We start from the raw sequence: 21,113 nt of genomic DNA on the forward strand, positions 1-21,113 counted from the left end.
CCGATGCGTACGATCCCCACTGCGCTCGCCGCCCGCCTCGACGGCGGCGCCACCACGCTCTGCCGATGCTGGGCCCTGCACCGCCGCGACGGCGTCAGCTTCGGCTTCACCGACCACGACCGCGACCTGAGCTTCGGCGGCCTCACCTACGAGGCCCGCACCGGGCTGGAGGCGGCCGAAGCGTCGGTCGAACTCGGCTTCGCCGTCGGCGGCGGCGAGGTGGCGGGCGCGCTGACCTCGACCGGCATCGCCGAGGCCGACGTGGCCGCGGGCCTCTACGACGGCGCCGGCATCGAGACCTGGCTGGTGGACTGGACGACGCCCGACGCCCGCCTGCTCCTCGATGTCGCGAGCCTCGGCGAGCTGCGCCGGGCCGGCGGGGCGTTCGTGGCCGAGCTGCGCGGGCTGATGCACCGCCTCGACGTGCCGACCGGCCGCACCTTCCGGGCGACCTGCGACGCCGATCTCGGCGACGTCCGCTGCCGGATCGACCTCACCGATCCGCGCTACCGCACCACCGGCACCGTGCTGGCCAACCCTGAGCCGGGTCGGCTCGGTGTCACGCTCGCGGGCAGCTTCGCCCCCGGCTGGTTTTCGGGTGGGCGCCTCATCTGGACGGGTGGCGCCAACGCGGGCGCCACCGCCGACCTGCGGACCGAGAGCCGCGACGGCGCAAGTATTCTGCTCGACCTGTGGGAGCCGCCGCCCCGGCCGGTCGTGCCGGGCGACGCACTCCGGCTCACGGCCGGCTGCGACAAGCGGCTCGCCACCTGCCGCGACCGCTTCGCCAACGCGGTCAACTTCCAGGGTTTTCCGCACATGCCGGGCAACGACTTCGTGTTGCGTGGCGTCGAGGGCGGTTCAGCCCGCCTCGACGGTGCCAGCCTGTTCCGGTGAGGAAGCGTCGATGGACATCCCGCACAGAATCGTCGCGGAGGCCCGCGCCTGGGCCGGCACGCCCTACCGGCATCAGGCCTCGCTGAAGGGCGTGGGCTGCGACTGCCTCGGGCTGCTGCGCGGCGTCTGGCGCGGCGTGCTCGGCCCCGAGCCGGAGGCGCCGCCGCCCTACGCCGCCTCCTGGGCCGAATCCGCCGCGGGCGACGATCCCCTGGCCGAGGCCGCGCGCCGCCATCTCGTGCCGGTGCCGACCTCGCTGCCGACCTACGTGCCGCAGGCCGGCGACGTGCTGCTCTTCGCCTTCCGCGCCCATTTGCCGGCAAAGCATTGCGCCATCGCCACCGGCCCGGCCGCGATGATCCACGCCCATGACGGCGCGGCCGTGACCGAAGTCGCCCTGACGCCGTGGTGGCGCCGCCACCTCGCCCACGCCTTTCGCTTCCCGGGCGTCGACTGATCCGACGCATCCCCTCGCCCCGCCGTGCGGGGAGAGGGCCGCGACGACCTCGTCGTCGGCGCGGCGAGGCGGCAGCCGAAGGTGAGGGGGCTTCGACGGAAGAGGCTCTTTCGGAGCCGCCCCCTCACCGCCGCTCCGGCTTCGCCTCCGCTTCCGCAGGCACGACGAGGTGCCTGCGGCCTCTCCCCGCGTGCGGGGAGAGGGGGATCCGGTGGCGCTCGAAGCGATCCAACCCCTCACGCCCACACGGAGGACCCGCCATGACGACGATCGTCCTTCAGACGGCCGGCGAGGCAGTCGGCAATGCGCTCGGCGGGCCCATCGGCGGGATGATCGGCCGCGTCGTCGGCGCGGCCGGTGGGGCGGCGCTCGACGACGCGCTGTTCGGCGGGGCGGGGGGCGCCCGCCTCATTGAGGGGCCGCGCCTCACCGATGTCGCCGGCCTCACCTCGACCGAGGGCGCGCCGGTGCCGCGGGTCTACGGCCGCGCCCGCATCGGCGGCACGCTGATCTGGGCGACGCGCCCGCTCGAGGTCGCCAACACCACGGTCGAGCGCACCCGCTCCGGCGCCAAGGGCGGGGGGGGCGGGCAGAAGACCGTGCGCACGGCCTACAGCTACTTCGCCGACCTCGCGGTCGCCCTCTGCGCGGGCGAGATCGCCTGGGTTCGCCGGGTCTGGGCCGACGGCACCGAGATCGACCTGACGACCGTGAGCTACCGCCTCCACACCGGCGGCGCGATGCAGGAGCCCGACCCGCTCGTCGTCGCCAAGGAGGGCGCGGAGAACGCGCCCGCCTATCGCGGCCTCGCCTACATCGTGTTCGAGCGGCTGCCGCTGGCGGAGTTCGGCAACCGCATCCCGCAATTCGCCTTCGAGGTGATCCGACCGGTCGAGGGGCTGGCGAACCAAGTCCGCGCCGTCTGCCTGATCCCCGGCTCGACCGAGTTCGGGCTCGATCCGGTGCCGGTCAGCGAGGATGCGGGTTTCGGTGCGACGAAGCCGGCTAACCGTTTTCAGCTCCAGGGCGCGAGCGACGTGATCGCCTCCCTCGACGCGCTGCAGGCGCTGTGCCCGAACCTCGTCCGCGTCTCGGTGGTGGCGAGTTGGTTCGGCGACGACCTGCGCGCGGGCCGTTGCACCGTGACGCCGCGGGTCGATTCCGCGACCAAGGTGACGAAGGGTGCCGACTGGGCGGTTGCCGGCCGCACCCGCGCAAGCGCCACCGCCGTCTCGCGCTCCGGCGATGTCGCCGCCTATGGCGGCACGCCCTCCGACGTGGGCCTGACCCGCCTCGTGGCGGAACTGACCCGCCGCGGGCTGTCCGCCGTGCTCTACCCGTTCGTGATGATGGACGTGGCGGCGGGCAACGCCCTGCCGGACCCGCGCAACCCGTCCGGTACGCAGCCGCCCTACCCCTGGCGCGGGCGCATCACCTGCGATCCCGCCCCCTGCCTGCCCGGCACCCCGGACGGGACGCAAGGCGCGGCCGATCAGGTCCAGAACTTCTTCGCCGGGCCGCAGGGCTACCGGGCGATGATCCTGCACTACGCGGGCCTCGCCGCCGGCTGGGCCGCGGCGGGCAGCCCGCTTGCCGGGTTCATCCTCGGCAGCGAGTTCGCGAGCCTCACCCGCGTGCGGGGCCCGAGCGGCTATCCGGCGGTCGAGCGCTTCCGTCTGCTCGCGGGCGAGGTGCGCGCCACTCTCGGCCCCGATGTGGCGCTCGTCTACGCCGCCGACTGGACCGAGTACGGCGCCCATGTCCGCGAGGGCGGCGCCTCGTTGAGCTTCCCCCTCGATCCGCTGTTTGCCGATCCGGCGATCAGCGCGGTCGGCATCGACTATTATCCGCCGATCTCCGACTGGCGCGACGGCACCGGCCACCGCGACGCGGCGGAGGCGGGAAGCGTCTACGACCGCGCCTATCTCAAGCGCCGCCTCGGCGCGGGCGAGGCGTTCGACTGGTTCTACGCCGGCCCCGAGGATCGCGCCGCGCAGGTGCGCACGCCGATTACCGACGGCGCCTACGGGAAGCCGTGGGTCTACCGCGCCAAGGATCTGGTGGCGTGGTGGTCGAACCCGCATGTCGAGCGGACGAACGGCGTCGAGACCGGTCCGACCGCCTGGGTGCCGAAATCGAAGCCGATCTGGCTCACCGAGATTGGGGTGCCCGCGGTCGATCGCGGCACCAACGGCCCGAACGTGTTTCCCGATCCGAAATCCTCGGAGAACGCGGCGCCGCCCTTCTCGCGGGGCTTCCGCGACGACCTAATCCAAATCCGCGGCCTGGAGGCGATCCTCTCTCGGTTCGATCCGACTGCAACGAATTTCGAGCCGGCTCATAATCCGGTCTCGCCGGTCTACGGCGGCCGGATGATCGCGCCCGAGGACGTGTTCGTCTGGGCGTGGGATGCGCGGCCGTTTCCCGCCTTTCCGGACTTCCGCAGCGTGTGGTCGGATGCCGAGAACTGGGCGCTCGGCCATTGGATCACGGGGCGCATCGAGGGGCTCGACCTCGACCGGCTGATCGCCACGATCCTGGCCGATCTCGGCATCGACGCGCCGGCCGTGATCGAGGCTGCGGGCTTCCTCGACGGCTACGTCCTTGACCGGCCGCTCTCGGCCCGCGAGGCGCTGGAGCCGCTCGCCCGCCTCTACGGCCTCGACGTCTCGGTCTCCGCCGGCACCCTGCGGATCGGCGGGCCCGAGGGCCGGCTGCCCGTGACCATCGCGGCCGACGACCTCGTCCTGGCCGAGCGCGAGGACGCTCCGTTGCACCTCGTGCGGGCCGAGGAGAGCGCGTTGCCTCGCGCGGTCGAGATCGGCTTCTCGGACGGCGAGAGCGCGGAATACCGCCGGGCGTCGGCCGCGGCCCAGCGCCCCGGCGGCGCCCGGCGGCGGGAGGTGCGCGTCGAGGCGGCCGTGGTGACGCGGCGCGACGCGGCGCAGGACCTGGCGGAGGCCCTGCTCGATGCGAGCCTCGCCGGGCGCGAGACCGCGGCGCTCGCCCTGAGTCCGCGCCGGCTCGATCTGGAGCCCGGCGACCGCCTGCGCCTGCCCGGCGGCGCCCTGCACCGGATCGCCCGCATCGACGATTCGCCCGAAGGCCGCCGGTTCGAGACGCAAGGCGTACCGGCGGCGGGGCGCGATGCCCGTCCTGCCCGCTCGGCCGCGCCGCCGCGTCGGACGCCGCCGGCGCTGCCCGGCCCGGTCTTCGCCCGCGTCCTCGATCTGCCGGTGACTCGGGGCGAGCCGACCCCGCTCTCCTATCTCGCGGTCGCCGCCGAGCCCTGGCCCGGTGTCGTCGCGGTCTGGCGCTCAGGCGGCGCGGATGCGCCGTTCGCGCTCCATCGCCTCGTCGATCATCCGGCCTGCCTCGGGCAGATTCTTTCGCCGTTGCCGCCCGGTCCCCTCTGGCGGTTCGACCGCAACGCCCGGCTCGACGTGCGGCTGCGCCATGCGGAGGGGTTCGGTGCCGTCACGGAAGCGGCGGCGCTCGCGGGCACCAACCTGTTTGCGCTCATCGGGCCCGACGGCGCCGTCGAAATTTTTTCGGCGGCCGGTGCGACCCTGACCGGGCCGGACACGTGGCGGCTGACGACGCTGCTGCGCGGGCTCGCGGGCAGCGAGGCGGCGGCCGGGCGCGCCGCGCCCGCGGGCAGCCTGATCGTGCGGCTCGACGACGGCGCGGTCGTGCCACTGGTCGAGCGGCTGGACGAGGCCGGACGCCGCTTCCTCTACCGGATCGGGCCGGCGGGACGCGACCCGGCCGATCCGGCCTTCATCGGCCTGGAGGCGACCGCGGGGCTGATCGCCTTCGTCCCCTTGGCGCCTGTCCACCTGCGGGCGCGGCGCGAGGCAGGGGGCCTGCGGCTCTCGTGGACCCGCCGGGCCCGGCGCGACGCGGATGCCTGGGAGCCCGCCGACGTGCCTCTCGACGAGCCGGCCGAGGCCTACGCCATCGACATCCTCGGACCCGACGGCGCGCTCCGGCGCAGCCTCACCGCCACCGGCCCGAGCCTGCTCTACGCGCAGGAGGCGGCCGATTTCGGTGGCCCCGTCACCGAGATCGATTTCGCGGTGGCGCAGCTCGGCACCGTCGGCGGGCGCGGCCCCGCGGGCCGGGCGCGGGTGAGCGTGCAGACGTAATCCTCACGGAGCCAAGATCACCGGAGTAGAGTCATGGCCGACACCACCCCGAGCCTCGCCCTGCCGCTGATCGCGGGCGGGCAGGCGCAGAAGCACGTCACCCACAACGAGGCGCTGACGCTCCTCGACGCGCTGGTCCAGCTCGCGGTGATCGACAAGGATCTGGCCGCTCCGCCCGCCAACCCGGCGGAGGGCGACCGCTACATCGTCGCCGCCGACCCCTCGGGCGCCTGGGCCGGCTGGGCCGGGCGCATCGCCCGTTATCAGGACGGGGCGTGGCTCGCGCGGGTGCCGCGGCCGGGCTGGCTCGCCTTCGTGGCCGACGAGGCGGAGATCTACAGCTTCGTCGGCGGCGCCTGGATCGCGTTCCGCTCGACCTTCACCGCGCTCCAGAACCTGACGCGGCTCGGGCTCGGCACCGCGGCGGATGCGCAGAACCCCTTCGCGGCCAAGCTCAACAAGGCGCTCTGGACCGCGCTGACCACGCCGGAGGGCGGCACCGGCGACCTGCGCTACACCCTCAACAAGCAGGCGGCGGGCAACGTGCTGTCGCTGCTGCTGCAGACGGGCTTTGCCGGCCGCGCCGAGATCGGCCTCGTCGGCAGCGACAATCTCGGCCTGCGCGTCAGCCCGGACGGCGGCACGTGGCTGAGCGTGTTCAGCGTCGAGCGCACCACCGGCGTCGCGACCTTCGACCGGGGCACCTTGCGCGAGGAGGTCACGGTCGTCACCGCGACGGGGACGTGGACCAAGCCGGACTGGGCCAGGGAGGTGGATTTCGTCGTGATCGGCGGCGGCGGGGGCGGCGGCTCCGGCCGGCGGGGGGCGGCGGGCAGCGGGCGCGGCGGCGGCGGCGGCGGCGGCGCGGGCGGCCTCGGATACAGCAGCAACGGCTTTGCCGCCACGGAACTCGCCGGCACCCTCTCGATCGAGGTCGGCGCCGGTGGCTCGGGCGGCGCGGGCGTCACCACCGACAACACCAACGGCAATCCCGGCGGCAACGGCGGCGGTAGTCGCGTGCTGTCAGGCGGGGCGGTCGTCATCGTCACGGGGGGCGGGCAGGGGGGTGGCGCCGGAACGAGCGGAAACGTCTCGGGCGGCCTCGCGGGCGGCACGGTCACCCTCGACATCGGCAACGGCAATGGCGGCGCGGGCGCTGCGGGGCCGGGGGGCGGCGCGCAGAACGGCCTTCAGGGGGCGGCCGGCGCCGGCGGCGGCGGCGGGCTGACCGCGGGCGACGTGTCCGGCAACGGCGGCAACGGCGGCTTCTCGTGCCTGACCGGGCGGGTGACGAACTTCCTGGTCGGCGGCGTCGCCCCCGGGGGCAATGGTGCTGCCGGCAACGCCAAGCCCTGGTCCCGCGGTTTCGGTGGAGCCGGCAGCGGCGGCGCGGCCGGCAACGCGGCCGGGACGGTCGCGGGCGGCAACGGCGGCGCGGGCGCTCCATGCGGCGGGCCGGGCGGCGGCGGCGGCGGCTCGACCAATGGCGCGAATTCCGGCGCCGGCGGCGCGGGGGCGCGCGGCGAAGTCTGGATCATCGCCCGCGGTTGAGGAGAGCCTCTCATGGCCCGCTACCAGATCATCGAGACGGCCACCGGCCGCAAACGCAACGTCGTCGAGTGGGACGGCAAAGCCGCGTTCACACCGCAGCATGGCCAGCGCATCGAGCCCGACGACGGAACGCCGGTTTCGGAGATGCCCGCGCCGCTCGCGGTCCTCCCCGCCATCTCGGACCGTCAATTCGCGCAGGCGCTCGCCGACCTCGGCGTGATCGCCCGGGCGGAGGCGCTCGCCTTCGTCAAGCGCGGCGAGGTACCCGCCCCGCTCCAAGCCGCCATCGACGCGATTCCCGACGCGGACGCGCGCTTCGCCGCCGAGATGCAGGTCTCCGGCGCGACGCTCTTCGAGCGCACCCATCCGAGCACCCTGGTGCTGGCCCAGGCGCTCGGCTGGTCCGAGGCGCAGACGGACGAGCTCTGGCGCCGCGGCGCCGGCTTGTAGAGGCATGACTGATTTTTATCAGTCCATGTGAGGAGAATATGATGAAATACTCTTTGCGAATTCTGTCGTTGTCCGTTCTCGCGGCCGGTCCAGCCTACGCCCAGAGCACCGGCCCCATCACGACCGAGCGCCTGACCATCACCGGTCCCGGCTCGACCGGCGACGTGTCGTCCATGTCGGTGCCCCCCTCGACGGACGCCGCCGCGGGCACGCTCGCCGACCTGATTGCCGGAAAGGCGCCGCTTTCTGCCCCCACCTTCGCCGGTCCGGTTCGGGTGAACGGTGCGATTTCGGTGGCGCCCACAGGGGCGTCATCGCACGACACTGCAACCCTAAATGAGATCTATACCACCAATACGGGACCCAACACGGCGATTGGTCTCGGGCAAACCTATATTTCCTCCGCGACCAATTCGGATTTTGATGCGGCAGAGCAAATCGTCGCCGACTTCCGCGGCACTCACGCTACCAATACGCAGTCGAGGCTTGGACAATTTTTCTTCGTTGGCTCTCCGCCGATGCAGACTGGTATCGTCGGCGCCGCTGTCGCCGAATGGAATATGACCAACCGGGGCGCCGACACGGGGTATCAGGCCAGCCCGTCCAGCCCAACGACATACGGCGGCACCGTGCCGTATCAGCAGGTCGGCGGCCTCAACTTCGTGCCCGAGGCGGATTTCCCCGGGGCGCCGGGCATCGGCACCAATGTTACCTACGGGTACATCGTCTCGCGCTCGTCCAACCCGTCCAAGCCGCTCGGGGGCGATTACTCCCGCACCTACATGGGTTACGCCACCGACCGGGATGCGCTCGTTCCCGCATCCAGAGGTATTGGCGGCGAGGGCGGGCGCGGCTTTTCATTCTGGGGCGGCACCACCGCGGCGCTCGCGCCGAGTGCGGTCGGTCAAACCTGGGGCTTCTGGGCTCACGGCATCGACTTGTCGCGCTCGACCTTCGCGGCCAACGATCCGATTCGGATCAAAACAGGCCAAGAAATGGTCTGGGAAAACGGTACCGGCACGAAGGTCGCGGGCCTCACCATCACCTCGGACGGTGCACTTACGCTGACGGACGCCAGCGGCAACGCATCCAGCGTCACGGGCAGCCCCTGGACCGTCTACGCCCCGACCTACACGCAAAGCGGCGGCTCGGGCGTGACGATCACGAACAACCGCGTCAGCTACGAGATCGCCGGAAAGACGATCCGGCTCCAGGGAAGCATCCAAATCACGCACACCACCGCCCCGAGTTCGGTTACGCTGACGCTTCCTGCGGGCGTGACGCTCAAACACGGCTCGGCTGGCGCGCTCGTCAACCGTAGCGCGGGCGCGGGCGGGGCGACCTACGGCGATCAGGGGGGCACGAGCATCACGCTCGTCGGTGCGCTGCGCGCTGCGGTCAGCGGGTCGTTTTTCTTCTTCAGCCACACCGCCGAGATCAATTGACACGTGCGGGCCAATTGCGGCGAGGCAGCGCCCCCACTTCGTGGCTCAGGCGTATTTATGTGCGACATCCTCGCGGATGAATATCACATCGGCCCAGCGCAAGTACGGCGCATGCGACGAAGCCTAATTTTTCATTGCAAGAATGCGATATCGAACGGGGGAGCAGAAAGCTTTCAAACGATCTTAAATGGATATGATCTGTATTCCCCTGGGCGATGCCGACCTCGACTTGAACGAAACTGATCGTCCGAGTAGACAGTATTCCACCGAAGCCAATCCGCGTTTGTAAGTCACGGCCTTCAACGTCGACTTTTAGGCAGTCTACGCAAGATATTACATTTTATTGGCAATAGCTATCGCCCCGAACTACGTTTACATCAATGGAACTGTCGGTCGCTTTGTCGATGATCCTGTTAACTGTCACTCCCGGCCCGGGAAGGTTCGTCATCAGAGCAGTTTTGTTGCTAGCGCCTAGGGCCAATTCAACGAACTCGGCGCGCTTGGTGTCGGCCAGCTTAGTGACGTTTTATTTCAATCTGCCAAAAACCGGAGGAATCGGCTCAAACGACCAGACTTTTGCTTTCTTTTAAGGATTTAGAAAGCTGATAGTTATTCGACCGATATTTTTACCGACATCGAAAACGGTTTTTATGTCGGCTTTCGGAATTTTTCTTCAATGAACTCTGCGACGTTATCGTCAAGATCGCTCTTGTGAATCTGTGCTACAATTCACTTCCCCCTATCAATTCGAAAGCGGCCAGTTTTAACTGCTGTCTAGAACGCACAAAGCCGACCGCCAAATCGCTACCGACCCGATGCAGCCCATTCGGCGCGGGACTGCTTGTAGTCCGCGATGATGCTTGCCAAGCTGGTCGAGGCAAAGTTCTGCTTCGACAACAGAAACTGCGGGAACTGCGCTGCGGCGATCTCATCCAAGCGCGAGGCGAACGGCTTCCCGAGCGGGCGCGATTTGGTCCGCTTCCAGCAGATCACCTGATTGGGGGCCTCGGCGGAGATGCGCATCTCGACCGAGGGGAAGAACGTCTCGATGAGGTAGAGCAGCTTGAACACGTCGCCGGTCCAGCCGGTATAGGTGCCATCCGTCATCGGCACGACTTTGACCCAGAGATCGAGATGCAGCGCCTCGACCCAGTTGGCTGGTCTGATGTCGTCGATAATAATAACAGCCTCGTTCTTGGTGAAGCTCATGACGTTGATGAAATCGCGCAGCGTCTGTTCAGCCGTGTGCAGACCATCAATGAATGCGACATCGAACGGCTTGCCGACCTCGACCTCATCGGTAAAGTATTTGTCAGACGGCATGCGGAACATTTGAAAATCTTCACCAAGGAACGTTTCGTCCTCGAACTTAGGCTGAGGATCTACGCCGACCCGCCAGTCCGCCTTGATCTCCTTAAAAGTCAGGCCCTTTTCGACGCCTATTTCCAAATATCGCGGCTGATCAAACAACGAAAGGAAGCTGTTGATTAATTCGGGCCGCTGCATGGTGTCCCCGCCGTTATTAAATGCGAATCACGTCTGACGGCGTGGTACGGAAACCCCCTCAAGAACGCAAGCAAGCGACCCAATTTCGCCGCTTGGGTCCGCACCCTCAAACGAGGGCCGGTTCGCTGTGGGGACACGCCTCGCATTGCACGATCCGCTCTTGAAAGCCCATCTCGCCCAGTACGGCAGCGGGACGCAAATCGCCCGGCCACATGAACGAATTGCACTTGGGACAGGTCATGTCGGCCGGCTCAAATGCAGCGGGCCTGCGCTCTAGCGCGGGAGGGCGGAAATAGCACGACGCTCGACTTCGCTTCGCCCATGCCGCCGCAAGCCTCTGATCTGGATTTCTCGCCCTTGCGGTCCTGACAAGCCCGTCAACAGGTGCGCTCCGCCCGCGGGCGGCATCCCTTCACCCACCACCACCGGAGAACCACCATGGATCTCAGCCGCATCGGCGAGGCCGCTCTCATCGCGCGCGAGGGGCGGCGGTTGGAGGCCTATCGCGACAGCGTCGGCATCTGGACGATCGGCGTCGGCCACACCGCCGCCGCCGGGCCGCCGCTGCCGCGGGCGGGCCTGCGCATCACGGCGGCCGAATGCGACGCGATCTTCGCCCGCGACGTCGCCCGCTTCGTCCGCACCGTCGATGGGGCCCTGCCCGCGCCGCTGGCGCAGCACGCCTTCGACGCGCTGGTCTCGCTCACCTTCAACATCGGCCCGGCCGCCTTCCTGCGCTCGACCGTGCTGCGCCGCCTGCGGGCGGGCGACCGGGCGGGCGCGGCCGAGGCGATGCTGATGTGGAACCGCCCCGCCGTGCTGATCCCGCGGCGGCAAGCGGAATACGACCAGTTCCGCACCCCCTACGAGACCGCCCTGCCGCGGGCGCGCCGCAGCGATCCGCAGCCGGTCGCCGTGCCGACATCGGAACGCCCGCCCGCGCCCGTCGCGGAACCCGTCGCCGACGCGCCGCCCGCCGGCTGGCTCACCCGCCTGCGGGGCTGGCTCGGCGCCCGCTGACACCCCCTCCCCCACCCGAGGAACACCCGCCATGCTCACGACCGAACCCGCCGCGCGGCCCTCCGCGGTCGGCCTGCGGGGGATGCTGCTCGCCTGCGCCCTCCTGCTCGTCGCGCCCGAAGCCTGCACCCCGGCCCACGCCACCGACGCCGCCGCGATCGTGCTGCCCTGGGGCGACGGGCTCGTCGCCCTGGCGCAAGTGCTCACCGCCCTGGCGACCCCGGTGCTCGCCACCATCGTCGCCGCCCTGGTCGCCCGCATCCTCGGTCCGCTGCGGCTGCTGGTCACCGACGCGCTCGTCGAGCGGCTGGTGCACAACGCCACCGACTACGCCCTCAACGCCGTCGCCGGCGCCGTCCGCGGGCGCACGCTCACCGTCCCCCTCGGCTCGGCGGTGATCGCGCGCGCCGTGCAGCGGGCGCTCGACGAGGCGCCGGGCTGGCTGATCCGGGCGGCGGGCGGCGGCGAGGGCGTCGCCGCTAAGGTGTTCCGCGCCCTGCCGCTGGAGGAGGAGGCGACCGCCGCCAACACCCTGCGGCCCGCCCTCGACCGCGTCCTCGGACCGACCCCCAGGCCCGCCCCGCTCCGCAAGCCGGCCTGACCGCGCGGGCGGGCCCCCCTTGCCCGCCCCGACCGTCGCTCCGGAGCCCACCCGTGGACAAGATCGCCATCGAGGCCGCCCGCCTGCTGTTTTCCGACGGCGGCGCCGGCTGGATCGTCGCGGTGCTGCTCGGCCTCGCCTGTCTGCACCTCTACCGCGACAGCCTGCGCACCCTGGAGGCGCGCATCGAGGAGACCGGCACCACGGCCGCCGCCTTAGAACGGGCCTCGCAGACCAACGCGGCGGTGGCCGCCGCCCTGGAGAGCCGCACCCGCGTGCTGGAAGACCTCACCCGGCTCGCCGGCGAGATCGCCCGCGAGGTCGAGCGCAGCGACGCCCGCGCCCGCGAGAAGCTCGAAGAGATTCTCCGACGGCTGGGTGAACTCCAGCACCGCCCGCGCCCGTGAGCGAGGCGACGAATCAGGGGAAACCCGATGTTCTCGAACCTGTCCCGTGCGGGCGCCGCGTGGCGGACTGCCAGCGCCCGCCGCCGCAGCCGGGCCGCCGCCGGCCGGCTGGAGGCCGCGGTCTGCGGCTTCGAGCGCTCGATCGTCGCGCTGCGCACCGCCGCCCTCGACCATGTCGACAGCCAGGATCTGGCGAGCCTGACCCTGCGCGTCTTCCTCGACCGCCGGTCCGAGCGCGGCCGGACGGCCTGATCTGTGCTGGGGACACACCGGGAACGCCCCGGGGAACCCTCGCCGCGATCCCGGTCTTATCCCGCACCGAAGCGCGCCCGTGGCCATGGCACCCCACTCGAAATCCGCATTCAGTCTTCCCGGTTGGTGTCGCGTCCCGAACATTCAGGACGCATTCAGTGCTCGGGCGCGAATGTCTTTGCCGATGCGCCAAGCTTTCGCCCTGTTGATCGTCGTCTCGACCGCCGCGGTTCTCGCGGCGGGCGCGGTCGGCCCCCTCGCCGAGGAGACCGGCGCCCTCGCCCCCGTCCCGGAGGTGCGCGAGCCGATGAACCGCGGCGACGACTGCCTGTCGCCCGCCGACCTGCGCGAGGCGGTGGCCGAGAAGCGCGTGGTGCCGCCGATCGCCGCGATCCGCGCCGCGCGCCAGGCGATTCCCCGCGCCGAGATTCAGCGCGCCCGGCTGTGCCGCCACGATGCCGGCCTCGTCTACCTGCTCACCGCCCTGCGCCGGGACGGACACTTCGTCCAGGTCATGGTCGACGGCCAGTCGGGGCAAGTCAGCGGGCAGTGGTAGGGGCGGGGCTGGAAATCGGCCGGGTACAAGGATTGAGAAACGTCGCCTCGGATAGATATTCCCGGCGATGGAACGACAGTTCGAGGAGTGACCGACCGTGCGTCTGCTCGTGGTCGAGGACGACCGTGACATCAACCGACAGGTGGTGACCGCGCTGGAAGAGGCCGGCTACGTCGCCGACAAGGCGTTCGACGGCGAGGAGGGCGGCTATCTCGGCGAGAACGAGCCCTACGACGCCATCATCCTCGACATGGGCCTGCCCAAGGCCGACGGCGTCACCGTCCTGCAGAACTGGCGCCGGGCCGGGGTGAAGACGCCGGTTATCATCCTCACCGCCCGCGACCGCTGGTCCGACAAGGTCGACGGCTTCGACGCGGGCGCCGACGACTACGTCACCAAGCCCTTCCACATGGAGGAGCTGATGGCCCGCGTGCGCGCGATCCTTCGTCGCGCGGCGGGGCATGCCTCGAGCCAGATCGCCTGCGGCCCCGTCACCCTCGACACCCGCTCCGGCCGCGTTTTCGTCGACGGCAACCCGGTTAAGCTCACGAGCCACGAATACCGCCTGCTCTCCTACCTGATGCACCACACCGGCCGCGTCGTCTCCCGCGCCGAACTCACCGAGCATCTCTACGATCAGGATTTCGACCGCGATTCCAACACCATCGAGGTGTTCGTCGGCCGCCTGCGGAAGAAGCTCGCGGTGGATCTGATCCAGACGGTGCGGGGGTTGGGGTATCTGGTCGATCCGAACCAGCCTGGGGGGAAGGGCTGAAGCATCGGGCCGATGCGTCCCCGGAGCGGCTACCCGGCCAAGTCGGTCAGCGCGAAATCCTCGCCCTTGTAGAGCAGCGGGACGGCATGGCGTTGCGCGACCGCGTAGGCGAAGCAGTCCCCCATGTTGAGGCGGGCCGGATGCCCGGTTCCCTTGCCGTAGCGTTCGAATGCGTCGAGCGCCCGGTCGGCGTCCTCCGGGCCGATCGGGACCACGCTTATCCGGGCGAGATCGAGCAGCATCGCGACATCCGCCTGCGCGGCTTCGAGGCCGCCCTGCTTCTTTCGCGCGATGCCGAGGGCCGCCTCATAGACGGCGACCGGCGAGGTGATCAGCGCGGCCACCGTATCGAGACGTTCGGCGAGCGCCTCGCCCTCGGGCTCCGCCGTGATGATGGCGATCAGGGCGGAGGCATCGACGAACATCACTCGTCGTTCAGCGCGTCGAAGAACGCCTTGTCCGCCTCAAGGCCGGTGGACGGCCGCTCCGCGACCCGCGCGTGCAGGGGCTTCAGCCGCTCCCACAGGCCCGGCCGGCCCGCCTCCCGTTCCAGCTCGTTACGGACCGCGACCTTGACGGCCTCGGTGAGCGGAATGCCCTTGCGCTCGGCCAGCAGGCGGACGAGGCGGTCCGTCTCCGTATCGCGGATATGAAGGGCCATGGGCGTCCTCCCGGATCGCGGTGTAGAGAGCGCGCGATCATGATGTACATGGGATCGATTCCCTCCGCGAGCCAGGATTCATGACCGACCGCCTCGCCTGGCTCCCCCTGCGCCGCCGCTCCATCGCGGTCCGGCTCGCGGTCTCCTCGTTCCTGTCGAGCACCGCGATCCTCGTCATCGCGGCCTTCATCCTCACCACGCTCTATCGCGAGAACACCGAGCGCGCCTTCGACAGCCGCCTGCTCGTCTTCGCCAACAACCTCGCCACCGATCTGGTCTCGCCGAGCGATCCCGAGACGCGCTCGTTCGCGCTCGGCGATCCACGCTTCGACCTGCCGCTGTCGGGCTGGTACTGGCAGGTTGGGCGGCCGGACGCCAAGCCGCGGGACCTGCGCACCTCGCGTTCCCTGGTCGGCGTGCCGCTGAAAGGGCCGGATCAGGCCGGCACCGCGACGATCGGCCAGATCCGCCAGGGCTACGGCCGGGGCCAGGACGACCGGACGCTGCGCATCGTCGAGCGCGATGTCGATGTCGGCCAGGAGGGGCGCTACACCGTACGGGTGGCCGGCCCCGCCGACGAGATCGTGAACGATGTCGAGCGCTTCCGCTTCTCGCTGTTCATGACCTTCGGCCTGCTCGGTTTCTCGCTCGCCGCGACCGCGCTGCTGCAGATCCGCTTCGGCCTCGCCCCCTTGCGGGCGCTGCGCACGGCGCTCGGCACCATCCGCCGCGGCGAGGCCGATCGGATCGACGGGCAGTATCCCCGCGACATCGCCCCGCTCGCGGGCGAGATCAACCTGCTGATCGAAACCAACCGCGAGATCCTGGAGCGCGCCCGCACCCAGGTCGGCAACCTCGCGCATGCGCTCAAGACCCCGCTCTCGATCATCGTCAACGAAGTCGGCTCGAGCGACGCGCCGCCGGAACTGGCGGAGAAGATCCGCGAGCAGGCCGCGGTGATGCGCGATCAGGTGAACTACCACCTCGACCGAGCCCGCGCCGCCGCGCTCGCCGGCACGCTCGGCGCCTCGACCGAGGTCGAGCCGGCGCTCGCCGGCCTCGTGCGGACGTTCGGAAAGATCTATCGCGACAAGGATATCGCCTACGAGGTCCACGTCTCGCCGGGGCTGCGCTTCCGCGGCGAGAAGCAGGATTTCGAGGAGATGATCGGCAACCTCGTCGACAACGCCTCGAAATGGGCTCAAGGGCGCGTCGCGATCTCGGCCTCGCCCGTCGGCGGCGACGATTATCCTCACCTCATCGTCGCGGTGGAGGACGACGGGCCGGGCCTGCCGGAAGAAGACCGGGCGGCGGTGCTCAAGCGTGGGCGCCGCCTCGACGAGACCAAGCCGGGCTCGGGGCTGGGCCTCTCCATCGTCGCCGATCTCGCCACGCTCTACCGCGGCCGCTTCCGCCTGGAGGCCGCGGGGCTGGGGGGCCTGCGCGCAGTGATCGAGGTGCCGGGCGACGGGCCCGCCGGGGTCGGACAGCGCTGAAAACGTGATTCAAGGCCAAGGTTACGTCGCCCCGCGCCTATGCTAAGGCGCATGCTCCGCGCTTCGCGTGACGACGTGTCGCCCGAAGGCGATGTCGTGCGGGCTCCTCTCGGGCACTAAACGGGGCCGAGCTTTTCGTTCGGGGGCCAATGACGGCGATCTGGTTCATCCTGGCGGCCATGACCGCGGCGGCGGTGTTCGCGCTGCTCTGGCCGATGTCGCGCCGCCGCCGTCAGGAGGCGGCGGGCGCGGAGCTGTCGACCGAGGCCGGCTTCTACGAGGATCAGCTCGCCGAGATCGAGCGCGACCTCGCCCGCGGGCTGATCGCGCCCGCCGAGGCCGAGGCCGCTCGCACCGAGGCCGCGCGCCGGCTGCTGCGGGCGAGCCGCGAGGAGAGCGCGGCGAAATCGACCGTGGCGCCGCTGGCTGAGCCGCATCTGCGCCAGCGCCGCGCGGCCTCGGCCTTCGCCCTCTCGACGATCCCGCTGGTCGCGCTCGTCGTCTACGGCCTCTACGGCTCCCCGAACCTCCCCTCGCAGACCGAGGCCGACCGCAGCGCCAGCCGGGCCGGGGCGCAGGACATGATGACCGCCATCGGCCAGATCGAGGCACGGCTGGCCAGCCACCCCGACGACGTCCGCGGTTGGAGCGTGCTCGCCCCGGTCTACATGCGGCTCGGCCGCTACGACGACGCGGCTCGCGCCTACGCCTCGGTCGTGCGCCTCAAGGGCGAGGACGCCTCCGCGTTGTCCGACTGGGGCGAGGCTCTGGTGGTCGCCGCCGAGGGCGCGGTCTCCCCGGAGGCCCGCAAGGTGCTGAACCGGGCGGTCGCCGCCGACCCGAAGGCGCCGAAGGCCCAGTTCTATCTCGCCCGCGGCGACGAGCAGTCCGGCGACGTGGCCGGCGCGATCCGCCGCCTGTCCGGGCTGGCCGAGAGCGCCCCCGCCGATGCGCCGTGGCTGCCGACGGTGCGCGAGACGCTCGCTCGCCTCAAGGGCGAGACTACCCCGGCGGCGACGCCGGAGGGCGGCCCCAAGGCCGAGGCGCCCGCGGGCGGCGCTGCGGCGGGCGGCTCCTCCGTGGCGGGGCCTGCCGCCAACATCCAGGCGCTGCCGCCCTCCGAGCGGATCGACGCGATCCGCGGCATGGTCGAGGGACTGGAGCGGCGCTTGGCCAAGCAGGGCGGTACCGCCGACGAGTGGCTGCGCCTCGTGCGCTCCCACGCGGTGCTGGGCGAGCGCGACAAGGCGCTCGACGCACTGACCCGCGCCCGCGAGGCCCTGAAGGGCGACGAAGCGGCCCGCGCCCGCCTCGACGCACAGGCGCGCGAACTCGGCCTTGCCGACGGCAAGCCGGGTGCAACCGCCGAGGCCGCACCCGAGGCCAAATCACCCGAAACCAAGCCGCCGGAAGCCGGCGTTTCGGAGGGCAGGCCCGCGGTAGCCATGGAGGCCGACGCCGCTGCCAACGCCATCCGAGTCATGCCCCCCGCAGAGCGCGAGGCGGTGATTCGCGGCATGGTCGCGACGCTCGACCGGCGGCTCGCCGCCAAGGGCGGCAGCCCCGACGAGTGGATGCGGCTCGTGCGCTCCTACGGCGTGCTCGGCGACCGCGCCGCCGCGATCCAGGCGCTCGATCGGGCCAAGATGGCGCTCGCCGCCAACCCCGGCGCGGTGGAGCGGCTCGACGCGCTGGGCCGCGAACTGGACCTCGCGCCGAAGCCCTGAATGGGCCTCTGACAATCGGTCCCGCCCGCGCAACCTTGACCCGAGGGGCGCGGGGGCCGAAACCGTACGGACGAACGAGTCTAAAGCCGTCAGGCCGCCCCTCGCATCGCGCGAGGGAAAAGAACGCGCCGACGAACCGGGACGGAACCGTTGACCCGCAAGAGCCGCCGCCTCGTCCTCATCGCCTGCTGCGGGGCCGTCCTGGCCCTGGCGCTGGGGCTGATCCTGTCGGCGATGACCGGCTCGATCGTGTTCTTCCGCTCGCCGACCGAGGTCGCCGCGCAAGGGGTGGCGCCGGGCACCCGCTTCCGCCTCGGCGGCCTCGTGACCGAGGGTTCGCTCAAGCGCGGGCCCGACCAGAACGTCGAGTTCTCGGTGACGGATACCGGCGCGACCGTGCCGGTGCAGTATCGCGGCCAGCTGCCGGACCTGTTCCGCGAGGGCCAGGGCATCGTGGCGGAGGGCAAGCTCGATGTCGGCGGCGTGTTCCGCGCCGACACGGTGCTGGCCAAGCACGACGAGAACTACATGCCGCGCGAGGTCGCCGACGCCCTCAAGGCGCAGGGGCGCTGGCAAGAGGGCGAGGGCAAGGGGAAGCCGGAGGCCGCCAAGGAGGCCCCGAAGCCCGCCGCCGACGCGACCCTTGGCCAGCGCAGCGAGCGATAGCCATGAAAACCAACCGGTCCGACACCGCGCGGGAGACGCATTCGTGATCGTCGAACTCGGCCATTACGCCCTGGCGCTCGCCCTGGCCCTGTCCCTCGTCCAGGCGGTGATGCCGGCCTGGGCCGCCCGCTCGGGCGACGCGGCGCTCCGCGAGGTCGCGGTGCCGGCCGCACTCGGCACCTTCGCCTGCCTCTTGTTCTCGTTCTGCGCGCTCACCTACGCGCACGTGATGTCGGACTTCTCGGTCCAGAACGTCGTCGAGAACTCGCACACGGCCAAGCCCTTGATCTACAAGATCTCCGGCGTGTGGGGGAACCACGAGGGCTCGATGCTGCTCTGGGTGCTGATTCTCGCCCTGTTCGGGGCCTGGGTCGCCACCGCCAAGAACTCGGTGCCGCCGGTCCTGCGCACCAACACCCTGATGGTGCAGGCCTCGATCACCTTCGTGTTCGTGCTGTTCATCATCATGACCTCGAACCCGTTCAGCCGCGTCGCCCCGGCGCCGCTGGAGGGCAACGACCTCAACCCGCTGCTGCAGGACCTCGGCCTCGCGATCCATCCGCCGCTGCTCTATCTCGGCTATGTCGGCTTCTCGATCTCCTTCGCCTTCGCGGTCGCCGCGCTGATCGAGGGCCGCATCGACGCCGTGTGGGCCCGCGCCGTACGGCCCTGGACCCTGATCGCCTGGAGCTTCCTGACGCTCGGCATCGCCATGGGTTCGTACTGGGCCTATTACGAACTCGGCTGGGGCGGCTGGTGGTTCTGGGACCCGGTCGAGAACGCCTCGCTGATGCCCTGGATCGCCGGCACGGCGCTGCTGCACTCCACCGTCGTGATGGAGAAGCGCGACGCGCTCAAGGTCTGGACGGTGCTGCTCGCCATCCTGACCTTCTCGCTGTCGCTGGTGGGCACCTTCATCGTCCGCTCGGGGCTCCTCACCTCGGTGCACAGCTTCGCCTCGGACCCGAGCCGCGGCGTGTTCATCCTCGGCATCTTGGCGCTGTTCATCGGCGGCTCGCTCAGCCTGTTCGCGTGGCGTGCGCCGATGCTGCGCCAGGGCGGCCTGTTCGCGCCGATCTCCCGCGAGGGCGCGCTGGTGATGAACAACCTGTTTCTGGTGGCGGCCTGCGCCACGGTGTTCGTCGGCACGCTCTACCCGCTGCTCCTCGAGATGCTGACCGGCGACAAGATCTCGGTCGGCCCGCCCTTCTTCAACTGGACCTTCATCCCGCTGGCGATGCCGCTGCTGTTCATCGTGCCCTTCGGGCAGGGGCTGGCCTGGAAGCGGGGCGACGCGGCCGCCGCGGCGCAACGCCTGATCGCCGCCTTCGCGGTGGCGCTCGTCGTCGGCCTCGCGGCGGCTGCGCTGACCTGGGGCGGCCCGATCATGGCGCCCGTGGGGCTGGGCATCGGCGCCTACCTGATCATCGGCTCCGCGCTCGAAATCTGGGTGCGCGCCCGCGGCTACGGCCAGAGCCGCAGCCGCGATCTCGGCACCACGTGGCGCCGCGCCATCGGCCTGCCGCGCTCGGCCTGGGGCACGGCGCTCGCGCATGCGGGCGTCGGCGTCGCGGTGCTTGGCATCGCCGCCCAGGGCTGGGCCACGGAAGGCCTCGGCACCGTCCGCCCCGGCGGGCAGGTGGCCGCCGGCCCCTACGTCGCGACCCTCGACCGGATCGGCCCGAAGAAGGGCGAGAACTACGAGGAGACCGCCGCCTTCCTGACCCTGCGCAACCGGGCCGGCGACGTCATTGGCACGGTCGAGACCGGCAAGCGCTTCTACCCCTCCCGCCGGATGACGGTGACCGAGGCCGGCCTGAAGACGGTCGGCATGAGCCAGATCTACGCCAGCGTCGGCGAGGTGATGCCCGACGGCTCGATCGGACTGCGGCTCTATCACAAACCCCTCGTGCTGCTGATCTGGATCGGCGCCCTGATCATGGCGGCGGGCGGCGGCCTGTCGCTCACCGACCGGCGCATGCGCGTCGGCGCCCCGGTCAAAGCGCGCGCCAAGCTCCCGCCCTCCGCGGTGCCGGCCGAATGACCCGGCTGCTTGCCCGCCTCGCCCTCGTCCTGCTGCTCGCCCCGGCCCCGGCGCTCGCGGTGCAGCCGGACGAGGTGCTGAAGGACCCCGCTATGGAGGCGCGGGCGCGCGTCATCTCTGAGGGCTTGCGCTGCCTCGTCTGCCAGAACCAGTCGATCGACGATTCCGACGCGCCGCTCGCCAAGGACCTGCGCCTGCTCGTGCGCGAGCGCCTGAAGGAGGGTGACACCAACAATCAGGTCGTCGATTACGTGGTGGCCCGCTACGGCGAGTTCGTGCTGCTGCGCCCGACCTTCGGCTGGCACACGCTGCTGCTGTGGCTGAGCCCGCTGCTCGCCGTCGGGCTGGGCGCCTTCGGCATCTGGCGCCTGTCGCGCCGCCGGGCGCCGAAGGCGGAGGGGCTGTCCGCGGCCGAGGCCGCTGAGGTCGAGGCCCTAATCAAGCGGCGCTGACC

General features: G+C 70.7%; 20 protein-coding genes. 17 read left to right on the top strand and 3 right to left on the bottom strand.

Going from position 1 to position 21,113, the window contains the following annotated elements; all coding sequences use genetic code 11:
- Positions 1-3 precede the first annotated feature (3 nt).
- The 6 genes from AAHG03_RS12530 (at position 4) to AAHG03_RS12555 (ending at position 8,948) form a co-directional block, all read left to right on the top strand.
- Positions 4-897 carry a DUF2163 domain-containing protein gene (locus AAHG03_RS12530; RefSeq protein WP_342151000.1) on the top strand — a complete coding sequence of 298 codons (894 nt, stop codon included), beginning with the start codon at positions 4-6 and terminating at the stop codon, positions 895-897.
- 10 nt (positions 898-907) lie between these two features.
- Positions 908-1,354 (top strand): NlpC/P60 family protein, encoded by a 447-nt coding sequence (locus AAHG03_RS12535; protein WP_342151001.1) that lies wholly within the window; start codon positions 908-910, stop codon positions 1,352-1,354.
- 260 nt (positions 1,355-1,614) lie between these two features.
- The gene (locus AAHG03_RS12540; protein WP_342151002.1) at positions 1,615-5,502 is read left to right on the top strand and encodes a baseplate multidomain protein megatron; all 3,888 of its coding nucleotides are present in this window, start codon (positions 1,615-1,617) and stop codon (positions 5,500-5,502) included.
- A gap of 33 nt (positions 5,503-5,535) precedes the next feature.
- Complete coding sequence (locus AAHG03_RS12545; protein WP_342151003.1) at positions 5,536-7,053, top strand: DUF2793 domain-containing protein; 1,518 nt, start codon at positions 5,536-5,538, stop codon at positions 7,051-7,053.
- A gap of 12 nt (positions 7,054-7,065) precedes the next feature.
- Entirely contained in the window at positions 7,066-7,503 is a 438-nt protein-coding gene (locus tag AAHG03_RS12550) for a hypothetical protein (RefSeq protein WP_342151004.1), read from the top strand.
- A 38-nt stretch (positions 7,504-7,541) separates the two neighbouring features.
- Positions 7,542-8,948, top strand: a complete 1,407-nt coding sequence (locus tag AAHG03_RS12555) for a hypothetical protein (protein ID WP_342151005.1) — start codon at positions 7,542-7,544, stop codon at positions 8,946-8,948.
- Between the two features lie 804 nt (positions 8,949-9,752).
- On the opposite strand, the gene AAHG03_RS12560 is transcribed toward AAHG03_RS12555, so the two are convergent.
- Positions 9,753-10,454, bottom strand: coding sequence for a class I SAM-dependent methyltransferase (locus AAHG03_RS12560; protein WP_342151006.1), 702 nt, complete (start codon positions 10,452-10,454; stop codon positions 9,753-9,755).
- 438 nt (positions 10,455-10,892) lie between these two features.
- Here AAHG03_RS12560 and AAHG03_RS12565 point away from each other — a divergent pair, with 438 nt between their 5' ends.
- The 6 genes from AAHG03_RS12565 to AAHG03_RS12590 all read left to right on the top strand — a co-directional run bounded on the left by AAHG03_RS12565 (position 10,893) and on the right by AAHG03_RS12590 (position 14,065).
- Positions 10,893-11,474, top strand: coding sequence for a lysozyme (locus tag AAHG03_RS12565; protein ID WP_342151007.1), 582 nt, complete (start codon positions 10,893-10,895; stop codon positions 11,472-11,474).
- 31 nt (positions 11,475-11,505) lie between these two features.
- Entirely contained in the window at positions 11,506-12,075 is a 570-nt protein-coding gene (locus AAHG03_RS12570; RefSeq protein ID WP_342151008.1) for a hypothetical protein, read from the top strand.
- A gap of 53 nt (positions 12,076-12,128) precedes the next feature.
- Entirely contained in the window at positions 12,129-12,482 is a 354-nt protein-coding gene (locus AAHG03_RS12575; RefSeq protein ID WP_342151009.1) for a hypothetical protein, read from the top strand.
- Between the two features lie 27 nt (positions 12,483-12,509).
- Positions 12,510-12,734 (top strand): hypothetical protein, encoded by a 225-nt coding sequence (locus AAHG03_RS12580; protein ID WP_342151010.1) that lies wholly within the window; start codon positions 12,510-12,512, stop codon positions 12,732-12,734.
- 184 nt (positions 12,735-12,918) lie between these two features.
- Positions 12,919-13,290, top strand: a complete 372-nt coding sequence (locus AAHG03_RS12585; protein ID WP_056241858.1) for a hypothetical protein — start codon at positions 12,919-12,921, stop codon at positions 13,288-13,290.
- Positions 13,291-13,387: 97 nt separating this feature from the next.
- Positions 13,388-14,065, top strand: a complete 678-nt coding sequence (locus AAHG03_RS12590; RefSeq protein WP_091943659.1) for a response regulator transcription factor — start codon at positions 13,388-13,390, stop codon at positions 14,063-14,065.
- A gap of 29 nt (positions 14,066-14,094) precedes the next feature.
- On the opposite strand, the gene AAHG03_RS12595 is transcribed toward AAHG03_RS12590, so the two are convergent.
- Both AAHG03_RS12595 and AAHG03_RS12600 read right to left on the bottom strand, forming a co-directional pair.
- The gene (locus AAHG03_RS12595) at positions 14,095-14,490 is read right to left on the bottom strand and encodes a type II toxin-antitoxin system VapC family toxin (protein ID WP_342151011.1); all 396 of its coding nucleotides are present in this window, start codon (positions 14,488-14,490) and stop codon (positions 14,095-14,097) included.
- On the bottom strand, positions 14,490-14,726 hold the full coding sequence (locus AAHG03_RS12600; protein WP_342151012.1) for a type II toxin-antitoxin system VapB family antitoxin: 237 nt from the start codon (positions 14,724-14,726) through the stop codon (positions 14,490-14,492). Before AAHG03_RS12600 ends, AAHG03_RS12595 begins: the two co-directional genes overlap by 1 nt.
- An 80-nt stretch (positions 14,727-14,806) precedes the next feature.
- On the opposite strand from AAHG03_RS12600, the gene AAHG03_RS12605 reads away from it, so the two are divergent.
- From AAHG03_RS12605 to AAHG03_RS12625, 5 genes are all read left to right on the top strand, one after another.
- Positions 14,807-16,222, top strand: a complete 1,416-nt coding sequence (locus tag AAHG03_RS12605; protein ID WP_342151013.1) for an ATP-binding protein — start codon at positions 14,807-14,809, stop codon at positions 16,220-16,222.
- A 149-nt stretch (positions 16,223-16,371) separates the two neighbouring features.
- Positions 16,372-17,949, top strand: coding sequence for a c-type cytochrome biogenesis protein CcmI (gene ccmI / locus AAHG03_RS12610; RefSeq protein ID WP_342151014.1), 1,578 nt, complete (start codon positions 16,372-16,374; stop codon positions 17,947-17,949).
- 150 nt (positions 17,950-18,099) lie between these two features.
- Positions 18,100-18,615 (top strand): cytochrome c maturation protein CcmE, encoded by a 516-nt coding sequence (gene ccmE / locus AAHG03_RS12615; protein WP_342151015.1) that lies wholly within the window; start codon positions 18,100-18,102, stop codon positions 18,613-18,615.
- Positions 18,616-18,658: 43 nt separating this feature from the next.
- Positions 18,659-20,659: a heme lyase CcmF/NrfE family subunit gene (locus AAHG03_RS12620; protein WP_342151016.1), complete on the top strand. Its 2,001-nt coding sequence runs from the start codon at positions 18,659-18,661 to the stop codon at positions 20,657-20,659.
- Positions 20,656-21,111 (top strand): cytochrome c-type biogenesis protein, encoded by a 456-nt coding sequence (locus AAHG03_RS12625; RefSeq protein ID WP_342151017.1) that lies wholly within the window; start codon positions 20,656-20,658, stop codon positions 21,109-21,111. Before AAHG03_RS12620 ends, AAHG03_RS12625 begins: the two co-directional genes overlap by 4 nt.
- The last annotated feature ends 2 nt before the right edge of the window (positions 21,112-21,113 follow it).

It is taken from the genome of Methylorubrum subtropicum (genome assembly GCF_038442325.1).
Taxonomy (GTDB): Bacteria; Pseudomonadota; Alphaproteobacteria; order Rhizobiales; family Beijerinckiaceae; genus Methylobacterium; species Methylobacterium subtropicum.